The sequence below is a fragment of the Dyella koreensis genome, from assembly GCF_044904565.1.
GTDB classification, from domain to species: domain Bacteria; phylum Pseudomonadota; class Gammaproteobacteria; order Xanthomonadales; family Rhodanobacteraceae; genus Dyella_D; species Dyella_D koreensis.
Map to the genome: position 1 here is coordinate 1,429,697 of NZ_JADIKD010000012.1, position 17,399 is coordinate 1,447,095.

General features: G+C 65.0%; 18 protein-coding genes. 11 read left to right on the top strand and 7 right to left on the bottom strand.

From position 1 onward, the window contains the following. Positions 1–364 precede the first annotated feature (364 nt). From ISS97_RS21440 to efpL, 7 genes are all read left to right on the top strand, one after another. Complete coding sequence (locus ISS97_RS21440; RefSeq protein ID WP_379984666.1) at positions 365–1,618, top strand: metal-dependent hydrolase family protein; 1,254 nt, start codon at positions 365–367, stop codon at positions 1,616–1,618. After that, on the top strand, positions 1,615–2,103 hold the full coding sequence (locus ISS97_RS21445) for a GNAT family N-acetyltransferase (protein WP_379984144.1): 489 nt from the start codon (positions 1,615–1,617) through the stop codon (positions 2,101–2,103). Before ISS97_RS21440 ends, ISS97_RS21445 begins: the two co-directional genes overlap by 4 nt. Positions 2,104–2,113: 10 nt before the next feature. Then, positions 2,114–2,719, top strand: a complete 606-nt coding sequence (locus ISS97_RS21450; RefSeq protein ID WP_379984143.1) for a YdeI/OmpD-associated family protein — start codon at positions 2,114–2,116, stop codon at positions 2,717–2,719. Next, a complete protein-coding gene (locus ISS97_RS21455) occupies positions 2,716–3,204 on the top strand; it encodes a GNAT family N-acetyltransferase (protein WP_379984142.1) in 489 nt (162 codons plus the stop codon). Before ISS97_RS21450 ends, ISS97_RS21455 begins: the two co-directional genes overlap by 4 nt. Then, positions 3,179–3,739 carry a GNAT family N-acetyltransferase gene (locus ISS97_RS21460; RefSeq protein ID WP_379984141.1) on the top strand — a complete coding sequence of 187 codons (561 nt, stop codon included), beginning with the start codon at positions 3,179–3,181 and terminating at the stop codon, positions 3,737–3,739. Before ISS97_RS21455 ends, ISS97_RS21460 begins: the two co-directional genes overlap by 26 nt. Before the next feature lie 154 nt (positions 3,740–3,893). Then, complete coding sequence (locus ISS97_RS21465) at positions 3,894–4,661, top strand: SDR family NAD(P)-dependent oxidoreductase (protein ID WP_379984140.1); 768 nt, start codon at positions 3,894–3,896, stop codon at positions 4,659–4,661. A 109-nt stretch (positions 4,662–4,770) separates the two neighbouring features. After that, on the top strand, positions 4,771–5,334 hold the full coding sequence (gene efpL, locus ISS97_RS21470) for an elongation factor P-like protein EfpL (RefSeq protein WP_379984139.1): 564 nt from the start codon (positions 4,771–4,773) through the stop codon (positions 5,332–5,334). Positions 5,335–5,653: 319 nt separating this feature from the next. Here efpL and ISS97_RS21475 read toward each other — a convergent pair whose 3' ends face one another. Beyond that, positions 5,654–6,526: a heme oxygenase-like domain-containing protein gene (locus ISS97_RS21475; protein ID WP_379984138.1), complete on the bottom strand. Its 873-nt coding sequence runs from the start codon at positions 6,524–6,526 to the stop codon at positions 5,654–5,656. Positions 6,527–6,639: 113 nt separating this feature from the next. Next, complete coding sequence (locus tag ISS97_RS21480) at positions 6,640–7,182, bottom strand: TetR/AcrR family transcriptional regulator (protein WP_379984137.1); 543 nt, start codon at positions 7,180–7,182, stop codon at positions 6,640–6,642. Between the two features lie 206 nt (positions 7,183–7,388). Between ISS97_RS21480 and ISS97_RS21485 the strand changes: the two genes are divergently transcribed. The 4 genes from ISS97_RS21485 (at position 7,389) to kynU (ending at position 12,908) form a co-directional block, all read left to right on the top strand. Continuing rightward, a complete protein-coding gene (locus tag ISS97_RS21485) occupies positions 7,389–9,476 on the top strand; it encodes an FUSC family protein (protein ID WP_379984136.1) in 2,088 nt (695 codons plus the stop codon). A 70-nt stretch (positions 9,477–9,546) separates the two neighbouring features. Beyond that, positions 9,547–10,584, top strand: coding sequence for an amidohydrolase family protein (locus ISS97_RS21490; protein ID WP_379984135.1), 1,038 nt, complete (start codon positions 9,547–9,549; stop codon positions 10,582–10,584). Positions 10,585–10,606: 22 nt separating this feature from the next. Then, positions 10,607–11,113, top strand: coding sequence for a hypothetical protein (locus ISS97_RS21495; RefSeq protein WP_379984134.1), 507 nt, complete (start codon positions 10,607–10,609; stop codon positions 11,111–11,113). A 514-nt stretch (positions 11,114–11,627) separates the two neighbouring features. Then, positions 11,628–12,908 (top strand): kynureninase, encoded by a 1,281-nt coding sequence (kynU, locus tag ISS97_RS21500; protein ID WP_379984133.1) that lies wholly within the window; start codon positions 11,628–11,630, stop codon positions 12,906–12,908. Between the two features lie 15 nt (positions 12,909–12,923). On the opposite strand, the gene ISS97_RS21505 is transcribed toward kynU, so the two are convergent. The 5 genes from ISS97_RS21505 to argH are packed head-to-tail and all read right to left on the bottom strand — an operon-like array spanning position 12,924 to position 17,369. Continuing rightward, positions 12,924–13,298 (bottom strand): nuclear transport factor 2 family protein, encoded by a 375-nt coding sequence (locus ISS97_RS21505; protein WP_404580157.1) that lies wholly within the window; start codon positions 13,296–13,298, stop codon positions 12,924–12,926. After that, complete coding sequence (locus tag ISS97_RS21510; protein WP_379984131.1) at positions 13,288–14,586, bottom strand: glutamate-5-semialdehyde dehydrogenase; 1,299 nt, start codon at positions 14,584–14,586, stop codon at positions 13,288–13,290. The genes ISS97_RS21505 and ISS97_RS21510 overlap by 11 nt, the downstream gene beginning before the upstream one ends. Next, the gene (gene proB, locus ISS97_RS21515) at positions 14,583–15,725 is read right to left on the bottom strand and encodes a glutamate 5-kinase (protein WP_379984130.1); all 1,143 of its coding nucleotides are present in this window, start codon (positions 15,723–15,725) and stop codon (positions 14,583–14,585) included. The genes ISS97_RS21510 and proB overlap by 4 nt, the downstream gene beginning before the upstream one ends. Further along, complete coding sequence (locus ISS97_RS21520; protein ID WP_379984129.1) at positions 15,718–16,065, bottom strand: cupin domain-containing protein; 348 nt, start codon at positions 16,063–16,065, stop codon at positions 15,718–15,720. The genes proB and ISS97_RS21520 overlap by 8 nt, the downstream gene beginning before the upstream one ends. 8 nt (positions 16,066–16,073) lie before the next feature. Beyond that, positions 16,074–17,369 carry an argininosuccinate lyase gene (gene argH, locus ISS97_RS21525; RefSeq protein WP_379984128.1) on the bottom strand — a complete coding sequence of 432 codons (1,296 nt, stop codon included), beginning with the start codon at positions 17,367–17,369 and terminating at the stop codon, positions 16,074–16,076. Between the last annotated feature and the right edge of the window lie 30 nt (positions 17,370–17,399).

The window sequence follows — 17,399 nt, forward strand, 5'->3', positions numbered from 1 at the left end:
GCCTTTTCGACAGGACAGGGATGTCCTGTCGAAAAGCCCGGCCAACCCTCACGGACCCGCCGGCGTAGCCGGAGGGCGCGCAAGAGGGGGGCCCTCTCTTCTTTTGGTTACTTTTCTCTGGGCAAGCAGAGAAAAGTAACTCGGCTCGCGGCAGCGAGACGAAACCCGCCGCAGGCGAACCAGTAAGCGACAACGCGACAACCGAGCGACAACGCCACTGGATTCCGGCCTGCGCCGGAATGACGAAGTAGGTGAGCCATCCCTCCCTCAGCCCCGTTATGATCAACCCTTCCCCAAAGGAAACCCGTCGATGCCCCCCCGATGGAAACCCTCCGCGCTCCCAGCCATCGCAGCCCTCGCCTGCATGGCCGCAACGCCCGCCATCGCGGCCAACGCCAACAAAGACACCCTCCTCCTCCCCGACCGCATATGGACGGCCGAAGGCAACACCACCCACACCGGCTGGGCCGTACTCGTCCATGACGGTGCCATCGCCGCGGTCGGCCCGGCGGCATCGATCCACGCACCGGAAGGCGCACAGCGCATCGAGCTCCCCGGCACCACACTCACCCCGGGCCTGATCGACCTGCACTCGCACCTGTTCCTGCATCCCTACAACGAGACGCTATGGAACGATCAGGTGCTGAAGGAACCGCAGGACTACCGCACGCTTGCCGCCGCCGGCCACGCGCGGGACACCTTGCTGGCCGGCTTCACCGCGTTGCGCGACCTGGGCACCGAAGGTGCCGGCTACGCCGATGTCTCGGTGAAGCGTGCGATCGATGAGGGGATGATTCCGGGACCGCATCTGTTCGTCGCCACGCGCGCCATCGTCGCCAGCGCAAGCTACGGGCCGGGACCGCGCGGTTTTCGTCCGGACATCGATCTGCCTGGCGGCGCCGAAGAAGTAAGCGGCGTGGATGCGGCGACCCGCGCAACACGCGAGCAGGCCGGGCATGGCGCGGACTGGATCAAGCTGTATGCGGATTACCGCGTGGGTCCGGATGGCGGCACGATGCCGACATTATCGGAAGCCGAAATGAAAGCCATCGTCGACACGGCGCATCTGTCCGGCCGTCCGGTGGCGGCGCATGCGGCCAGCGACGCCGGTGTGCGCATGGCGGTGGAAGCCGGCGTCGACAGCATCGAACATGGTTATGGCGCCAGCGAGGCGACCTTCCGCCTGATGAAGCAGCGCGGCGTGGCTTACGAGCCGACGCTGACCGCGGTGGAATCCACCGCGGAGTATTTCGAGCATTACGTGCCCGGCCAGAGCGAGCCGACACCGCGCATGCGCGAGGCTGGGCACGCATTCCGTACCGCGCTCAAGCTGGGCGTGACCATCGGCAACGGCAGCGACGTGGGTGTGTTCGCGCATGGCAGCAACTGGCGCGAGCCGGTTGCGATGGTGCGCGCAGGCATGACGCCAACGCAGGCTCTGCATGCCACCACCGACGTCGCGGCGCGCATCCTGCGTCAACAGGACCGCTTCGGCCGCATTGCGCCTGGCCTGCGTGCCGACCTCGCCGCGTTCAGCGGCGACCCAAGCCAGCATATCGACGATCTCCAACATCCCGTCTTCGTGATGAAGGACGGCACCATCTATCGCACGCCATGAACAACGATTTCCTGATCCGCCCCATCGAAACCCGCGACAACGCCGCTGTCGCCGCGATCATCCGCGCCGTGATGCCGGAGTTCGGCGCCGATGGCCCCGGCTTCGCCATCCACGATGCCGAAGTGGACACCATGTATCAGGCCTACGCGCGGCCGCGCAGCGCCTACTTTGTAGTGGAGCGCGATGGCGTGGTGATCGGTGGCGGTGGCATCGCGCCGCTGGAAGGCGGCGACGCCGACGTATGCGAGTTGCGCAAGATGTATTTCCTGCCGGAGGCGCGTGGCATCGGCGCCGGCAGCGCGATGATGCAGCGCTGTCTGGACGCGGCACGCAGCGAGGGTTTCCGGCGCTGCTATCTCGAAACGCTCACCGGCATGGATGCGGCACAGGCGCTATACAAGCGCAGCGGATTCCAGCCGTTATGCGGGCCGCTGGGCGGTACCGGGCATTTCAGCTGCGACCAGTTTTTCATCCGTGACTTGTGAGGCCAACGCCATGAGCAACCACGATCCGCGCGTCGACGCCTATATCGCCAAATCCGCCGAGTTCGCCCGGCCGATCCTCGAGCACATCCGCGCCGTGGTGCATGCGGCTTGCCCGGAAGCGGAGGAAGCCCTGAAATGGAGCATGCCGTTCTTCACCTACAAAGGTTCGATGATGTGCGGCATGGCTTCGTTCAAGCAGCATTGCAGTCTGCACTTCTGGCAACACAAAGAGATCTTCGGCGCCGACGCGGCGGGTGATGGCGAAGGTATGGGCCAGTTCGGCAAGCTCGCCTCGGTGCGCGACCTGCCTGCCAAGAAGGAACTCGCCACCTATGTGAAGAAAGCGATGGCGATGATCGATGCGGGCATCAAGCAGAAACGCCCGAAGACCACGACCAAAGCCGCACCGGTGCCCCCTGACGATTTAGCGGCGCTGCTCGCGCAGAAGAAACACGCGGCGGCGCGCAAGACGTACGACGGTTTCAGCGCCAGCATGCAGCGCGAGTACGTAGAGTGGATTACCGAGGCCAAGACCGACGCCACCCGCCAGAAACGCATCGCCACCACGCTGGAGTGGCTGGCTGAGGGCAAGCAACGCAACTGGAAGTATCAGTGAATATTCGACCTATCCTGCATTTTGCCGTGGACGATCCGGGCGCGCCCGATGTGCTGCCGCTGATCCAGCAATTGGACGGCTATCTGACCGAGCTGTATCCCACCGCCAATATCCAGCCGGTATCGCTGGAGGAATTGCGCCGCCCCAATGTCACCTTCCTCACCGCACGCGTGGATGGCACTCCGGTCGCCTGCGGCGCCTGCGTGGACCATGGCGACTACGTGGAAGTGAAACGCATGTACGTACTGCCGGCCTGCCGCGGGTTGGGTCTGGGCAAGCAATTGCTGGAAGCGCTGGAGCGGCATATCCGCGACAGCGGCGGCCATGTGGTACGCCTGGAAACCGGCACCGCGCAGGCCGAAGCGCTGGAGTTGTATGGCCGCGCCGGCTATCGCCGCTGCCCGCCCTTCAGCGACCATCGCGCCAACCCTCAGAGCATCTGCATGGAGAAGGTATTGCATGATCCGCATCGCCCGGCCGAATGACGCCGACGCCATCCACGCGATTTACGCCCCGCATGTGCTTGAGGGCATGGCCACGTTCGAAACCGAACTGCCTGGCGCCGCCGCCATGCGCGAACGCGTGCAGGCCCGGCTCACGCACTACCCGTGGCTGGTATGGGAAGAACAGGGCCGCATCCTGGCGTATGCCTATGCAAGCCGCTTCCGCGATCGTGCCGCGTATGACTGGATCGCCGAGACCTCCATTTATGTGCACGCCGATGCACAGCGCCGCGGCATCGCGCGCCGGCTATACAACATGCTGCTCGACAGCATGCGCATGCAGGGCATCAACCAGGCGGTGGGCGTGATCACCCTGCCCGGCGAGGCGAGCGTGGCGATGCATGAAGCGATGGGCTTCACGCCCGCCGGGGTCTGGCAGAAAGCAGGCTACAAATTGGGACGATGGTGGGATGTGGGTGTGTGGCAAAAGGAACTGCAGTCGCCGGCCACGCCGCCGAGTCCGGTCGTGCCGTTCGCCACCTTGCAGCACGATCCCGCATGGAAGGCGATGCTCTAGGCTAGCGCGCGACAGCAAGGCCTCCGAAAACGGCAACGCCGCCGACTGAACGATAGACCGGGAGGGGCCCGCCAGGCCCCTCCCCGCAGCGCGGCAAGCGTGCCCCTGCCTTCCTCGGCTACCATTTCGCTTTTCGGCATTCCGAGGACGTTCCATGCAGCTCTCACAGGTCAAGGCGATCATCACCGGCGGCGCCTCCGGTCTCGGCCACGCGGTGGCGCAGCACTTCGTCGCCAACGGCGGCCAGGTGGCGCTGTTCGACGTCAACGAAGAAAAGGGCCAGGAAGCCGCCAAGTCTCTCGGCGCCAACGCCCGCTTCTTCCGCACCGACGTGACCTCCGAGGAAGGCGTCACCGCGAATGTCGCCGCCGCGCGCGAAGCGATGGGCGGCCTGAACGTGGTGATCAACTGCGCCGGCATCCTCGGCGCGGGCCGCGTGCTCGGCAAGGAAGGCCCGATGCCGCTCAACACCTTCGCCACCACGGTGATGGTGAATCTGGTAGGCAGCTTCAACGTGGCCAAGGCCGGCGCCGCCCTGATGCAGAACAACGAAGCCGGTGAAGACGGCGAGCGCGGCGTGATCATCAACACCGCCAGCGTCGCCGCCTACGAAGGCCAGATCGGCCAGGCCGCCTACTCCGCCTCCAAGGGTGGCGTGGTCGGCATGACCCTGCCGATGGCGCGCGAGCTGTCGCGTTTCGGTATCCGCGTGGCGACCATCGCGCCGGGCATTTTCTGGACGCCGATGGTGGACAACATGCCGCCGCAGGTGCAGGAGTCGCTGTCGGCTTCGATTCCGTTTCCGTCGCGCCTGGGTAAGCCGGAAGAGTTCGCTTCCACCGTCGCCTTCATCCTCGGCAACCGCTACATCAATGGCGAGACGATCCGCCTCGATGGCGCGGTGCGGCTGCAACCGAAATAAGTAAAGCAGGGAACGGGGAACAGGTGGCGGGGAACAGAAGAGCCCGCTGCCTTGCGATGCACTTCCTGTTCCCTATTCCCTGTTCCCTATCTCTTATCCGAGTCATTTCATGAAAGCTTCCGACGTCAAGAAAGGCAACGTGGTCGAGCACGAAGGCATCGTGTACCAGGTGCGCGATATCGAGCGCAGCTCGCCGACCGCGCGTGGCGGCAACGTCACCTTCCGCTTCACCCTGTATTCGATCCCCGGCGGCCGCAAATACGACCTGAGCCTGCGCGCCGATGACGATCTGAAAGAGATGGATCTGGTGCGCCGCGCGGCCAACTTCTCGTACATGGACGGCGAAGCATTCGTGTTCATGGATGCGGAGGACTACACCCAGTACCTGCTGTCGCCGGAACTGGTCGGCGACAACGCCGGCTACATTGTCGAGAGCGTGGAAGGCTATTACGTGCAGCTGATCGACGACGCGCCGGTCGGCCTGCAAGTGCCCACCAGCGTGGTGCTGACCGTGGTGGATACCGCGCCGGAACTGAAGGGCGCCAGCGCCACCAAGCGCACCAAGCCGGCCAAGCTCAATACCGGCGTGGAGATCCAGGTGCCGGAATACATCACCAATGATGAGAAGGTGTGGGTGAACACCCTGACCGGCGAGTTCGCCGGCCGCGCCTGATCGCTGGGGTCCGAAGAAAAAAAGAAGCCCGTGGGGCTCACGGGCTTAGTGGACATCACCAGGAAAGTAAGGGGCAAAACCGGCCCCGCTATCGGGGCTGCGAACGCACTCGCGCCCGCCGTCAAACCGCAAAACGTCGTCCCTGCCGAAAACCATCGCTGCGATGGCTTGAGGTGAGCGAGCCCGGCACATCGTGTGCCGGACTCGCAACCTGCTGATCCCGCCCGGCGCGCTGATCAGCGATGGCGCATCCCTATGCCCAGCACGTCCGTGCACTGTCGGGAAACCCATTCCATGGGCCTCCCTCCTTCACTCAGAACTACACCGCTTCCGCCAGGCCCATCGCATGGCCAGACCTGACGGTGATCGTTTGCAATTGCGCCAGCTGAGCGGTCCAGAAGCGCTCCCACAGATCGCAGTAGCGCATACAGATCTGCTGCACGCGCTGATACTGCTCAGGGGTAAGTGCCTGGGTCAGGATCAGCCACAGGTCGTTTTCATGATCGTCGTCGGCAGCTTCGGCGCTGGTGTCTTCGCTGATGCCATGCACGAAGTAATAGCCGTCATTGACGTCGATGCCGAGCGCGCGCGTTGCTTCGCGCAGCGGTGGACTGAACAGGATCACTTCCTCTTCCGCTGCCGCCAGCAACACGGTCACATCGAGATAGTTGCCGTAGCTCTGCTCGAGGAATTCGCGTACATCCCGCGATATCTGGCTGGGCACGTACGATCGGCGCGCCTGTGTGGTGATGCCGTAATCGTCGAGCACCTTTTCGAACAGCGGGTAATGCGCATAGGCAGGATTGCCGCGGTAGTAGCCGTCGGCGTCCAGGCCGGGACGGAAACCAAACTCGTCCAGGTCGTTCAAGGTAATCAGGAAACGCGGCGCCAGCTTCGCGCCTGGGTACAGGCGCGGTTCCAACTGGCGGGTCTGCAACTGCGCGGCAAGCAGCGCGTCGGTGAAGATTTGCACGATCGCGTGGCGATATTCCAAATGGATCGTGCGCATGGTGGCGCGATCGAGCACGCCACTGTTGAGCACGCCGATGGCTGAGTGCCTGGCAACCGGGTGGTGGGCGATCAAATGCCTGAGGTTCTCGACGAAGGCTGCATTTCGTCGCCACGCATCTTCGGGAATGCTGGCGCGCATCGCGGCGACCGCCTTCTTGCGGGGCTGATCAAGATCGGACATCAAGCTAGGCATCGATGCACTCCCCCCCTTGCGTTTGACTGCACCATCCAGCACAAAACCAAACGTTTGGTTTTCTACCAGACATAGGATTTGGTGTAAAGCGCCAACTTTTCCTACAGCAAACCCCGAACTTGCTCACTGCACTGCCTGAGGGCACTTTCCTCCCCCACGATCTGCAGCCAGATCACCGCCCCCTCGATCCGCGCCAGGGCGTCGGTAGCCAGCCGCAGGGCCTCGGCCGGGCCATAGCGCGGCTCCAGCAGGCCGGCCAGCAGGTCGCGCCAGTCGCGGAAGAACTTCTGGATCATCTCCCGGGCCTCCGCGCTTTCCTGCAGGGCGTCGGGCCACAGATGCACCAGGGCACAGACCCGATGCTGGATGTAGTAGCTCTCCACCGCATCGACCATCCCGTCCAGACGCACCTTCTCGCTCAGTTCGGTGCGCCGCGCCTCAGCGAACACGCCGTCCTCGAACAGACTGATGACGTGCTGGATCACCTCGATCAGCAAACGCTCCTTGTTGGGAAAGTGGTGGTAGATGCTGCCTTTGAGTAAACCGCTGGCGCGGCCGATATCAGCCATCGAGGTGCGTCGGTACCCCTTACTGCGAAACAGCGAGAGCGAGACCTCGATCAGGTTGCTTGGATCTGTCTTCATGGAAACCCTTTACGAGTCGGAACAGCGGGCTGCCCGGCCAAAGCCGGCAGGGACAGCCGTGCGTACTCTAAGCGATTGACGCGGCGGGAAGTCCACGCCCGCCGGTTTCTTGGCGGTGGCTTGCGCCGGAGCCGTCACAACTTTCCCGCCAACTTCAGGCTGGCTCGGGCAGAATCGCCGGATCGTTTAGGAGTGAACGAACCCATATGTCCGCCGGCGGTTATTCGCTACGTGCCACAGTCATCGAAAGCCTGCTTACCGCCAAGCGACCGGATGTTCCGCCCCGCGTGGTGCTGCGGAATACCGCCGCGGTCGTATTGCCGCTAGGTATCGGCCTGGCCACCGGCCACCCCGCTGTCGGCCTAGGTATCGCGGCCGGTGCGCTGGACACCATGTTCTCCGACCAGCCAGGGCCCTATCGGCAGCGCATGTGGCAGCTGTTCCTGGCGTCGCTCGCGGCAGGGCTCGCCTCGCTATTGGGCTTTCTGATCGGCGACCAATTGGTGCCGATGCTGATCGCTACCGCCGCGTTTGGTTTCTTCGGCGGCTTGCTGGTGGTGTTCGGAGTAGATATCGCCCGCGTGGGCATGACCAGCATGATCCTGCTGGTAGTTACTGCCGCTTCGCCGACCACATTGATCGGTGCGTTGAGTGGCGCCGGACTGATCTTCGCTGGCGGCCTGTTGCTGGCGATGTTCTCGGTGGCTGCGTGGCCATTGCAGCGTTATCGCCCGGAGCGGCATGCGCTGGCTGCGGTGTATCGCGGGCTTTCCAGCCTGGCGCGGCAACAGGCGCACGACGATGCCGACGTGCCCGCGCTCACCGAAGCCATGACCATGTTGCAACACACCCTGCTCGGCCGGCATCACGCGCGCGGACGTGCGATGGAAGCGTTCTGCGTGTTGCTCGAACTGGCCGAGCGCATTCGCCTCGAACTCACCGCCATGGCCGAACTGCGCGCCAATCCCACCGTGCATGCCATGTTCCGCGGGGATGCGGCGCGCGTGCTCGCCGCGATCGCCGATGCGCTGGAAGAAGGCGAATCACCGCAACAGGCCGAGCGCGCCCTGCAAACCCTGCAGGCCAGCGAGAACGCCCTGCTCGGCCGCAATGGCAGCAACGAAAGCCTCGGCGTGCACATCCATGCGCTCTCCGGCCAGCTCGCCGCCGCCGTGCGTAATGCCAACTGGGCCGGCAGCCGCGGCGAACTGCGCGCCTCCGCTGCGGAAACACCGCTGCCTACCGCGCTGCGTGGCGACTCCGCGCTCTCCACCTTGCGCGCCAATCTCACACCGCATTCGGTCGCCTTCCGTCATGCCGTGCGCAGCGCGGTCTGCCTCAGCGCCGCGCTGCTGGTCGCGCGACAACTGGGACTGCCGCACGGCTACTGGCTGCCGATGACCGCCGCCATCGTGCTGCGCCCCGACTTCGCCGCCACCTTCAACTTCGGTTTGCTACGTGTGGTCGGCACCATCCTCGGCCTGATCCTCACCACCGCGTTGCTGCACATCAGCCCGCACGAACCGTGGGCGCATCTCGCCCTGATGGCGGTGCTGTGCATGGCGTTCCGCTACCTCGCCACCGCGCATTACGGTATCGCCGTGGCCGCGCTTACCGGCACTGTGGTGATTCTGCTCTCGTTCGAAGGCGTCAACTCCAGCGACGCGGTGATGGACCGCGTGATCAACACCGCGCTGGGCAGCGGCATGGCCTTGCTTGCCTACGTGCTATGGCCCACCTGGGAACGCGGCCGCGCGCGCGCCGCCCTTGCCGACATGCTCGACGCCTACGCTGGCTATCTGCACGCACTGTCCCGTCCGGATCGCCGCGACAGCCATCGCGAAGCACGCACGGCCGCGCGCACCGCACGCAGCAATGCGCAAGCCTCGCTCGATCGCATGCGCGCCGAACCGGCGACGCCAGCGCACCTGCTCGACCTCGCCAACGCGCTGTTCGCCAACGGCAACCGCCTCGCGCGTACCGCGATGACCCTGGAAGCCCTGCTCGACGATCGCGAGCCGCTCCCCGAACAAACCGAAATCTCCGCCTTCGTCGAACACACTGCTGCCGCCCTGCACGCCATTGCTATCGCCCTGCGCGACAGCCAGTCCCCCGCCGACCTTCCCGACTTGCGGGCGCTCCAGCGCAGCCTCGCATCCCTGCTCGCTATGGCCGAAGACCGCCACACCGCCGATCTCCTCGGTCGCATCAGCGATCGCCTGGTCGACAACGTGAATACGCTGGCGCATATCGTGGGGCGTGGCGAACGGCAGAAGAGCGCTGCCACGGCATAAGGTTGAAGCGTCGCACAGAGCGCTGACCAGCAAGGAATCCGGCCTTGCGGCGGCGCGGCAAGGCCAGACCGTGCGGACGCTTTACACTGGCCGCATGCTCAAGATCGATACCCACGCGCACATCCTGCCCCGTGACTGGCCGAATCTTGCGGCCAAGTACGGCAACGACCGCTTCCCGGTGATGATCCATAACGACGGGCGTCACCGGATCTACAAGGACGGAAAGTTCTTCCGCGAAGTGTGGGAATCGGCCTTCGATCCCCAGCATCGCATCGACGACTACGCCCGCTTCGGCGTCGACGTGCAGGTGATCTCCACGGTGCCGGTGCTGCTCTCCTACTGGGCGCCGGGTTATCAGGCGCTGGAACTGCACCGGCATCTCAACGACCACGCCGCCTGCCTGTGCCGCGATTACCCGCGCCACTACGCCGGCATCGGCACCGTGCCGCTGCAGTCGCCCGAGCTGGCGATCCGCGAACTGGAACGCTGCATCGACGAACTCGGCCTGCAAGGCGTGCAGGTCGGCTCGCATTGCAACGAATGGAACCTCGATGCGCCCGAGCTGTTCCCGTTCTTCGAAGCCGCCGCCGATCTTGGTGCGGCCGTGCTGGTCCACCCCTGGGACATGATGGGCTCGGCCGAGATGCCCAAATACTGGTTGCCCTGGCTGGTCGGCATGCCGGCTGAGCAATCGCGTGCCGCCTGCTGCCTGGTGTTCGGCGGCGTGTTGGAGCGGCTGCCCAAGCTGCGCGTAATGATGGCCCACGGCGGCGGCAGCTTCCCGTGGACCATCGGTCGCATCGAGCACGGCTTCCGCATGCGTCCCGACCTGGTCGCCACCGACAACCCGCGCAACCCGCGCGAGTACCTGAAAAAACTCTATTTCGACTCCTGCGTGCACGACCCGCAGGCCCTGCGATATCTGCTGGATGTGACCGGCGTCGACCGCGTGATGCTCGGCACCGATTATCCTTTCCCGCTGGGGGAGCAACACCCGGGCAGCGGCATCGAAGCCCTGGGTCTGGACGACACCCAGCGCGCGCGCCTGTTCCACGGCACCGCACTGGAATGGCTGGGGCTGCCCCGCTACCGTTTCGCTACTGACTGAACTCGCACGCACAGGACCCGGCATGAGCTTTTTGCGCAACACCATCGCGGCTGGCGCCCTGCTGCTGGCAGGTACCACCCACGCCACCGACATCACCATGGCCAACGGCAGCGTGCACTTCAGCACGCCCGATAGCTGGCTGGGCATCATGGAAACCCAGGGCGACCCCGAACTGCGCGTATTCCAGGTCCCCGACACCTCCCCCACCGGCAGCACCGCCCTCGCCCGCGTCACCGTGACCGTAAAACAAGTCACCGACGTCAACGAATTCCAGCAATACGTAAGCGGCTTCACCGTCAAAGCCAAAGGCCTGACCGGCTACCAGCCCGGCAACACCCAAGGCCCCAACAGCGCCGCCTACACCGCCCAGGAAAACGGCGCCCAATTCAGCTACCTCGAGCGCTACTGGTTCAAAGATGGCCACGCCATCCAGCTACGCTGCGTGCGCCCCGCCCAGAGCCAGGCCGGCCCGGCATGGAAGGCGGCGTTCGATAAAGGTTGCGATGCGATCGCGGAACGCTTGAAGTAAATCGCCCCGCTCCACTAGAAAAAGCGCACGCAACGCGTGCGCTTTTTTCTTTTCGGCTTCTGACCTTGGGTCCCCTGTGGAGCGGTGAGGGTTGGACGATCAGGCCCCGAAGGGGGCATCGACAGGACGTCGATGCCTTTTCGACACGACATGGATGTCGTGTCGAAAAGCCTGGCCAACCCTCACGGACCCGCAGGCGTAGCCGAAGGGCGCGTAAGAGGGGTGCCTTTTCTTTTGGTTACTTTTCTTTGGGCAAGCAAAGAAAAGTAACTCGGACCGCGGCAGCGGTTCGAAACTCCGCCGCAGGCGGACCCAGTCGCGACAACGCGAACATCGAAGCGCTTCACTACTGGATCCCTGCCTACGCAGGGATGACGAGTAGGCAGGGATATCGCAAGGGCCGAACCCTCACCCCCGTCCCCCTAATATAGGGAGAGAGGGCAGAGCCGCAAAAGCGGAGAACCCACCCCAATCCCGCTAAGCTGTACCCACACCCATCCGAGATCCCCCTCCGATGTCGATCCCGTACCAAGCCACCGCCGAATGGGCCCACGCCCAGGATGCCGCCGACCCGCTGCACGCCTTCCGCGACGAATTCCTGATCCCCCCGCACGAGGGCCGCGACAGCCACTACTTCTGCGGCAACTCGCTGGGCCTGCAGCCGCGCGCCGTGCGAGAAGCCATCAGTTCGGAGCTGGATTACTGGGGTGAGCTGGCGGTGGAAGGCCATTTCAAAGGCCGCCTGCCGTGGATGGACTACCACGAATTCGTGCGTGACGACCTCGCCGAAGTGGTCGGCGCGCTGCCATCCGAAGTGGTGGCGATGAATACGCTGGGCGTAAACCTGCACCTGATGATGGTGAGCTTCTATCGCCCCACACCCGACCGGCACGCCATCCTCATCGAAGCCGGCGCGTTTCCCACCGATCGCTACGCGGTGGAATCGCAGATCCGCTATCACGGTTTCAGCCCCGCGCTCTCGCTGATCGAGCTGCAGAGCGACGAGCCGAACGGCACCATTTCGATGGCCGCCATCGAGCGCGCATTGGCGGAACACGGCGAACGTATCGCGCTGGTGCTGCTGCCCGGCGTGCAGTACCGCACGGGCCAGGTGTTCGACCTTGAGGCGATCACCGCGCTGGCGCACAAGCAGGGCTGCATGGTCGGCTTCGACCTCGCGCACGCGGTCGGTAATCTGCCGCTGCAACTGCACGACAGTGGCGCTGACTTCGCCATCTGGTGCAGCTACAAATATCTCAACGCGGGCCCCGGCGCGGTCGGCGGAGCCTTTGTGCACGAACGGCACGCCAACACTCACCTGCCCCGTTTCGCCGGCTGGTGGGGACACAACAAGAACACGCGCTTCCAGATGGGTCCGCATTTTGAAGCCACGCCTGGCGCGGATGGCTGGCAGCTATCCAATCCGCCGATCCTGGCGCTGGCGCCATTGCGGGTATCGCTCAAGATTTTCCGGCGCGCCGGCATGACGCAGTTGCGCGAGAAGTCGCTGCGCCTCACCGGCTATCTGGAATGGCTGGTGCATAGCCAGCTCGCCGATGTGCTGGAAGTGGTCACGCCACGTGAACCGTCGCGCCGCGGGTCGCAGCTTTCGATCCGGGTACTTGGCGGCCGCGAACGCGGCAGAGCCTTGTTCCAGTACCTGATGGACCACGGCGTTATCGGCGACTGGCGCGAGCCGGATGTGATCCGCATTTCGCCGGCACCGCTGTACAACCGCTTCGCCGACTGCCTCGCGTTCGCCGAAGCGGTGCGCGCGTGGGCTCATCACGGCTAGCGGCTTCGGGGGCACCTAGACCATGCGAGGTGTCCCCAGCTTGAACCAGGCGCGTACGATCTTGCCCGCCTCGACTTCGTAGATCGCCATCACGTCGACTTCGCCGCGACCGTCGGGAAAGGTGCGTTGCACGATTTCCTGATCGACTACCACGTTGCCGACGACGATACGTTTGATCAGCTCGCCGTGCAGACCGGGCTCCTTGAAGCGCTCGACATGCCGCGCGCGAATCTGTGCGGCACCATCGGCAAGCAAGGTCGAAGGAAATGCGTAGTACCGGCAGTCGTCCGCCCACCATTGCATGAAGCGTTCGATGTCGCTGGCGTTGTAGGCATCGAGTTGCTGTTGCACCGGGTACTCGATATTCACAGCCGATGATTCATCCTGCATGGGCGTTGCCCTTCTCTGTCTCGTTCGGCACCCGGCTCTGCGGATGACGCACCTGCCCTTCGCCGCGCACCACGAAACGCTCCACCGTCAATGCTTCGGCCCCCATTGGCCCGTAGGCATGCAGGCGTGTAGTGGAGATGCCGATCTCAGCGCCCAGGCCCAGCTCGCCACCGTCGGAGAAGCGCGAGGAAGCGTTGATCATCACCACCGCCGAACGGATGGCCCGCACGAAGCGGCGCGCGGCCTCCTCGTTACGAGTGGCGATAACCTCGGTGTGATCGGAGCTGTAGCGATGGATATGCGCCAGCGCATCGTCGAGGTCGTCGACGATGCGTACAGCGAGTATCAGGTCCAGGTATTCGGCGGCATAGTCGGTTTCATCGGCCGGCTTCATCTGCGGCACCAGCACGCGACTGCGCTCGCAGCCGCGGAGCTCGACCTGACGACGACCAAGCGCATCAGCGGCGCGCGGCAGGAAGTCCGCGGCGATGTCCTTGTGCACCAGCAGCGTTTCCAGTGCATTGCACACACCGGGACGTGACGTCTTGCCATCCACCAGCAAGTCCAGCGCCAGCGCATGATCGGCGGCGCTATCCACATACAGATGGCAGACGCCCTTGTAGTGCTTGATGACTGGCACGCGCGCATGTTCGGCGACGAAGCGGATCAAGCCTTCGCCGCCACGGGGAATCGCCAAGTCGACAATGTCGGTGAGTTGCAGCAACTCGACCATCGCTTCGCGGCTCAGATCGGTGACCAGGGTAAGCGCCGCTTCCGGCACGCCATTCGCACCGAGCGCGCCGCGCAAGACGTTCGCGATCGCCGTATTCGAATGCACCGCTTCGGACCCCCCGCGCAGGATCACACCATTGCCAGCCATCAGGCACAGCGCGGCGGCATCCGCGGTGACGTTGGGACGGGCCTCGTAGATCATCGCCACCACGCCCAACGGCACGCGCACGCGTTCCACCTGCAGGCCATTGGGGCGCGTCTCGCGCCGCGTCACCACGCCTACCGGATCGGGCAGTTCGGCCACTTCGCGCAGGGCGCCAGCGATGGCGGTGACGCGATCCGCATCCAGTCGCAGGCGATCGAGCATGGCGCCTTGCAAGCCCTTGTCCCGCGCCGCGGCCATGTCCTTGGCATTGGCTTCCAGCACGGCGCCGCTCGCCGCCTGCAAGGCATCGGCCATCGCACGCAGCAGATGGCGCTTGGTTTCGCTGTCGAGCTCCGCCACGGCCAGCGCCGCGTCACGGCAGGCCAGTGCCTGGGTTCGTAGTTCGCTCATGCGCCTGCCTCCGTTAGTACGACCAGATCGTCGCGGTGCACGACCTCTGCGCCGTAGCTGTAACCCAGCACCGCATCGATTTCGCGGCTGTGCTTGCCTGCCAGCCGGCGTACTTCGGCGACGCCGTACTGGCACAGACCGCGAGCTATCGGATGCTGTGCGGCATCGACAATCTCCACCATGTCGCCGCGATGGAACTCGCCCTCAGTACCGACGATGCCGCCGGGCAATAGCGAGGCGCGGCCACCGCCGAGCGCGCGTGCCGCACCATCGTCGACGCGGATGCGGCCCGGCGCGGCCGGCGCATGCCGCAACCAGTATTTGCGCGCCTGCATGCGGTTGCCCGACGCATCGAACAGCGTGCCGTGCAGTTGGCCATCGCTCAGCGCTTGTGCGGTAACCGCATTGCGGCCGTCGAACAGCACGGTGGGAATGCCCGCCGCGGCCGCCTTGATGGCTGCCTCCAGCTTGGTGTGCATGCCGCCGGTACCGACCGCGCTGCCGCTGCCGCCGGCCATTGCCATCACTTCCGGCGTAAGCACGGGCACATGGCCGATCGGCACGGCCTGCGGATCGCGGCGTGGATCGGCGCTGTACAAGGCGTCGATATCCGACGCGATCAACAGTAGATCGGCATCGACCAGAGCGGCGACGATGGCGGCGAGATTGTCGTTGTCGCCGAGCTTGAGCTCATCCACGGCTACCGTGTCGTTCTCGTTGACCACCGGCAACACGTCCAGCAGCAGCAACTCACGCAGGGTGGCGCGCGCGTTGAGGTAGCGGCGGCGATGGCGCAGGTCATCATGGGTCAGCAACACCTGCGCCACGGGACGCTGCGCCAGCGACTGCCATAGCGCGATCATCGGCGCCTGACCCAGCGCGGCCAGCGCCTGACGTGCAGCGAGATCGTTGCCGGGAAGTGCGCGTTCGCGCAGCAGCGCGCGACCGGCGGCCACCGCACCCGAGGACACCAGCACCACCTGACGGCCCTGCGCATGGCTGCTGGCGACGAACCCCGCCAGGGCCTGCGCGTGACGCGCCGTAAGCCCGCCACCGTCTGCAGCGAGCAGATTGCTGCCGACCTTCAACACGGCGCGCCGCCAGCGCGGCAAGGTCTGCGCGGGCAAGGACTCAGCCATCCGCCACCTCACGGTCGCCGTGGCTCTTGGGCGACGACACCACGATGAAGCGGACTTCGCCGGCCGAGTCGTTGCGCATCTGGTGCGCCGCGCCCGGTGGCACATGCAGCCCCTGGTTCGCACCGAGGCGATGCGCCACGCCATCCAACTCCAGCAGCGCCTCACCCTCCAGCACATAGAAGAACTGGCGCGCGCGTGCGTGGCGATGGCGCACTTCGGCGGCACCGGGCGGCATGCGTTCCTCGATCACGCTGAGGTCATCGCCCTGCAGCAGGTGCCAGCCGTCGCACTGCTGGCCCCAGATGTAATGCGGTGCGTTGGCAGTGCTGACGGCGCTCATGGATAACCTCAGTGATCGAGCGCGGCCAACCGCGCAGTCAACTCATCCAGCCGCAGATCGTGCCCCGAGCCGGGCGACACGCGCGCGGCGAGGCTGCTTTCGGGCGAACGGCCCTCGCCCGCCGACGCGGCGGTTTCGGCAGCAGCGCGGTACGCATCGCGGAATGGCACGCCGGCAGCAGCCTGCTCGATTGCCACATCGGTGGCATACATCGCCGGCTCGATCGCCGCGCGCATGGCGGCCTCGTTCCACTGCATGCGCGCCAGCAGATCGGGCACCAGTTCGAGTGCGGCCAGACCATGGCGGCAGCCATGGAACAGCGAACCCTTGGAGAACTGCAGGTCGCGCTGATAGCCGGACGGCAGTGACAGCAACTGTTCGATCTCGGTGCGTGCGGCCGCGACACTGGCGTAGCTGGCGCGCAGCAACTCGACCACATCCGGGTTGCGCTTGTTCGGCATGATCGAGCTGCCGGTGGTGTACTCGGAGGGCAGCTTCACGAAGTTGAACTCGGCCGTGGTGAACAGCGAGAGATCCCAGGCCAGACGACGCAGGTCGAGCAGCGCACCGGCGATGGCTTCAAGCACGGCCATTTCGAACTTGCCGCGCGAGAGCTGCGCATAGATCGGCGACACCTGCATGCGCGCGAAGCCGAGTGCCTTGGTGGTGTGCTCGCGATCCAGCTTGAGGTTCACGCCATAACCGGCCGCTGTGCCCAGCGGATTGGCATCGATCAGCAACGCGGTCTGCCGCGCACGCAGTGCGTTGTCGATGAATCCCTCGGCAAAGCCAGCGAACCACATGCCGGTGGAAGACACCACGGCACGCTGCAGATGCGTGTAACCCGGCAGCGGCAGTGCCGGCTGCGCGGCACGCTCGAGGCAGACCTTGGCAATAGCGCTGCAATGCGTTTCCAACGCGGCGAGCTGATTCTTCAGCCACAGGCGCGTGGCAACCAGGATCTGGTCGTTACGACTGCGGCCGGTGTGCACGCGGCGACCGGCGTCGCCGAGACGTTCCGTGAGGCGCGCCTCGATGGCCGAGTGGCCATCTTCGTAGCGCTCGTCGAGCACGAAGCTGCCGTTGCGGAAATCCTCCGCCAGCACATCCAGCTCGCGCTTCAGCGCCTGCGCCTCGTCGGCACTGACTACGCCGATATTGGCGAGACCTTCGACGTGAGCCTTGCTGGCGGTGATGTCGTGCAGGAAGAACTCGCGATCCAGCAGCACGTCGTCGCCGGCCAGGAATTTCATGATGCGGGCGTCGATCTTGATGTCGGATTTCTGCCAGAGGGGCTGAGTCATGGGGAGTCCTGTTGAAACGGGTAGCGAATA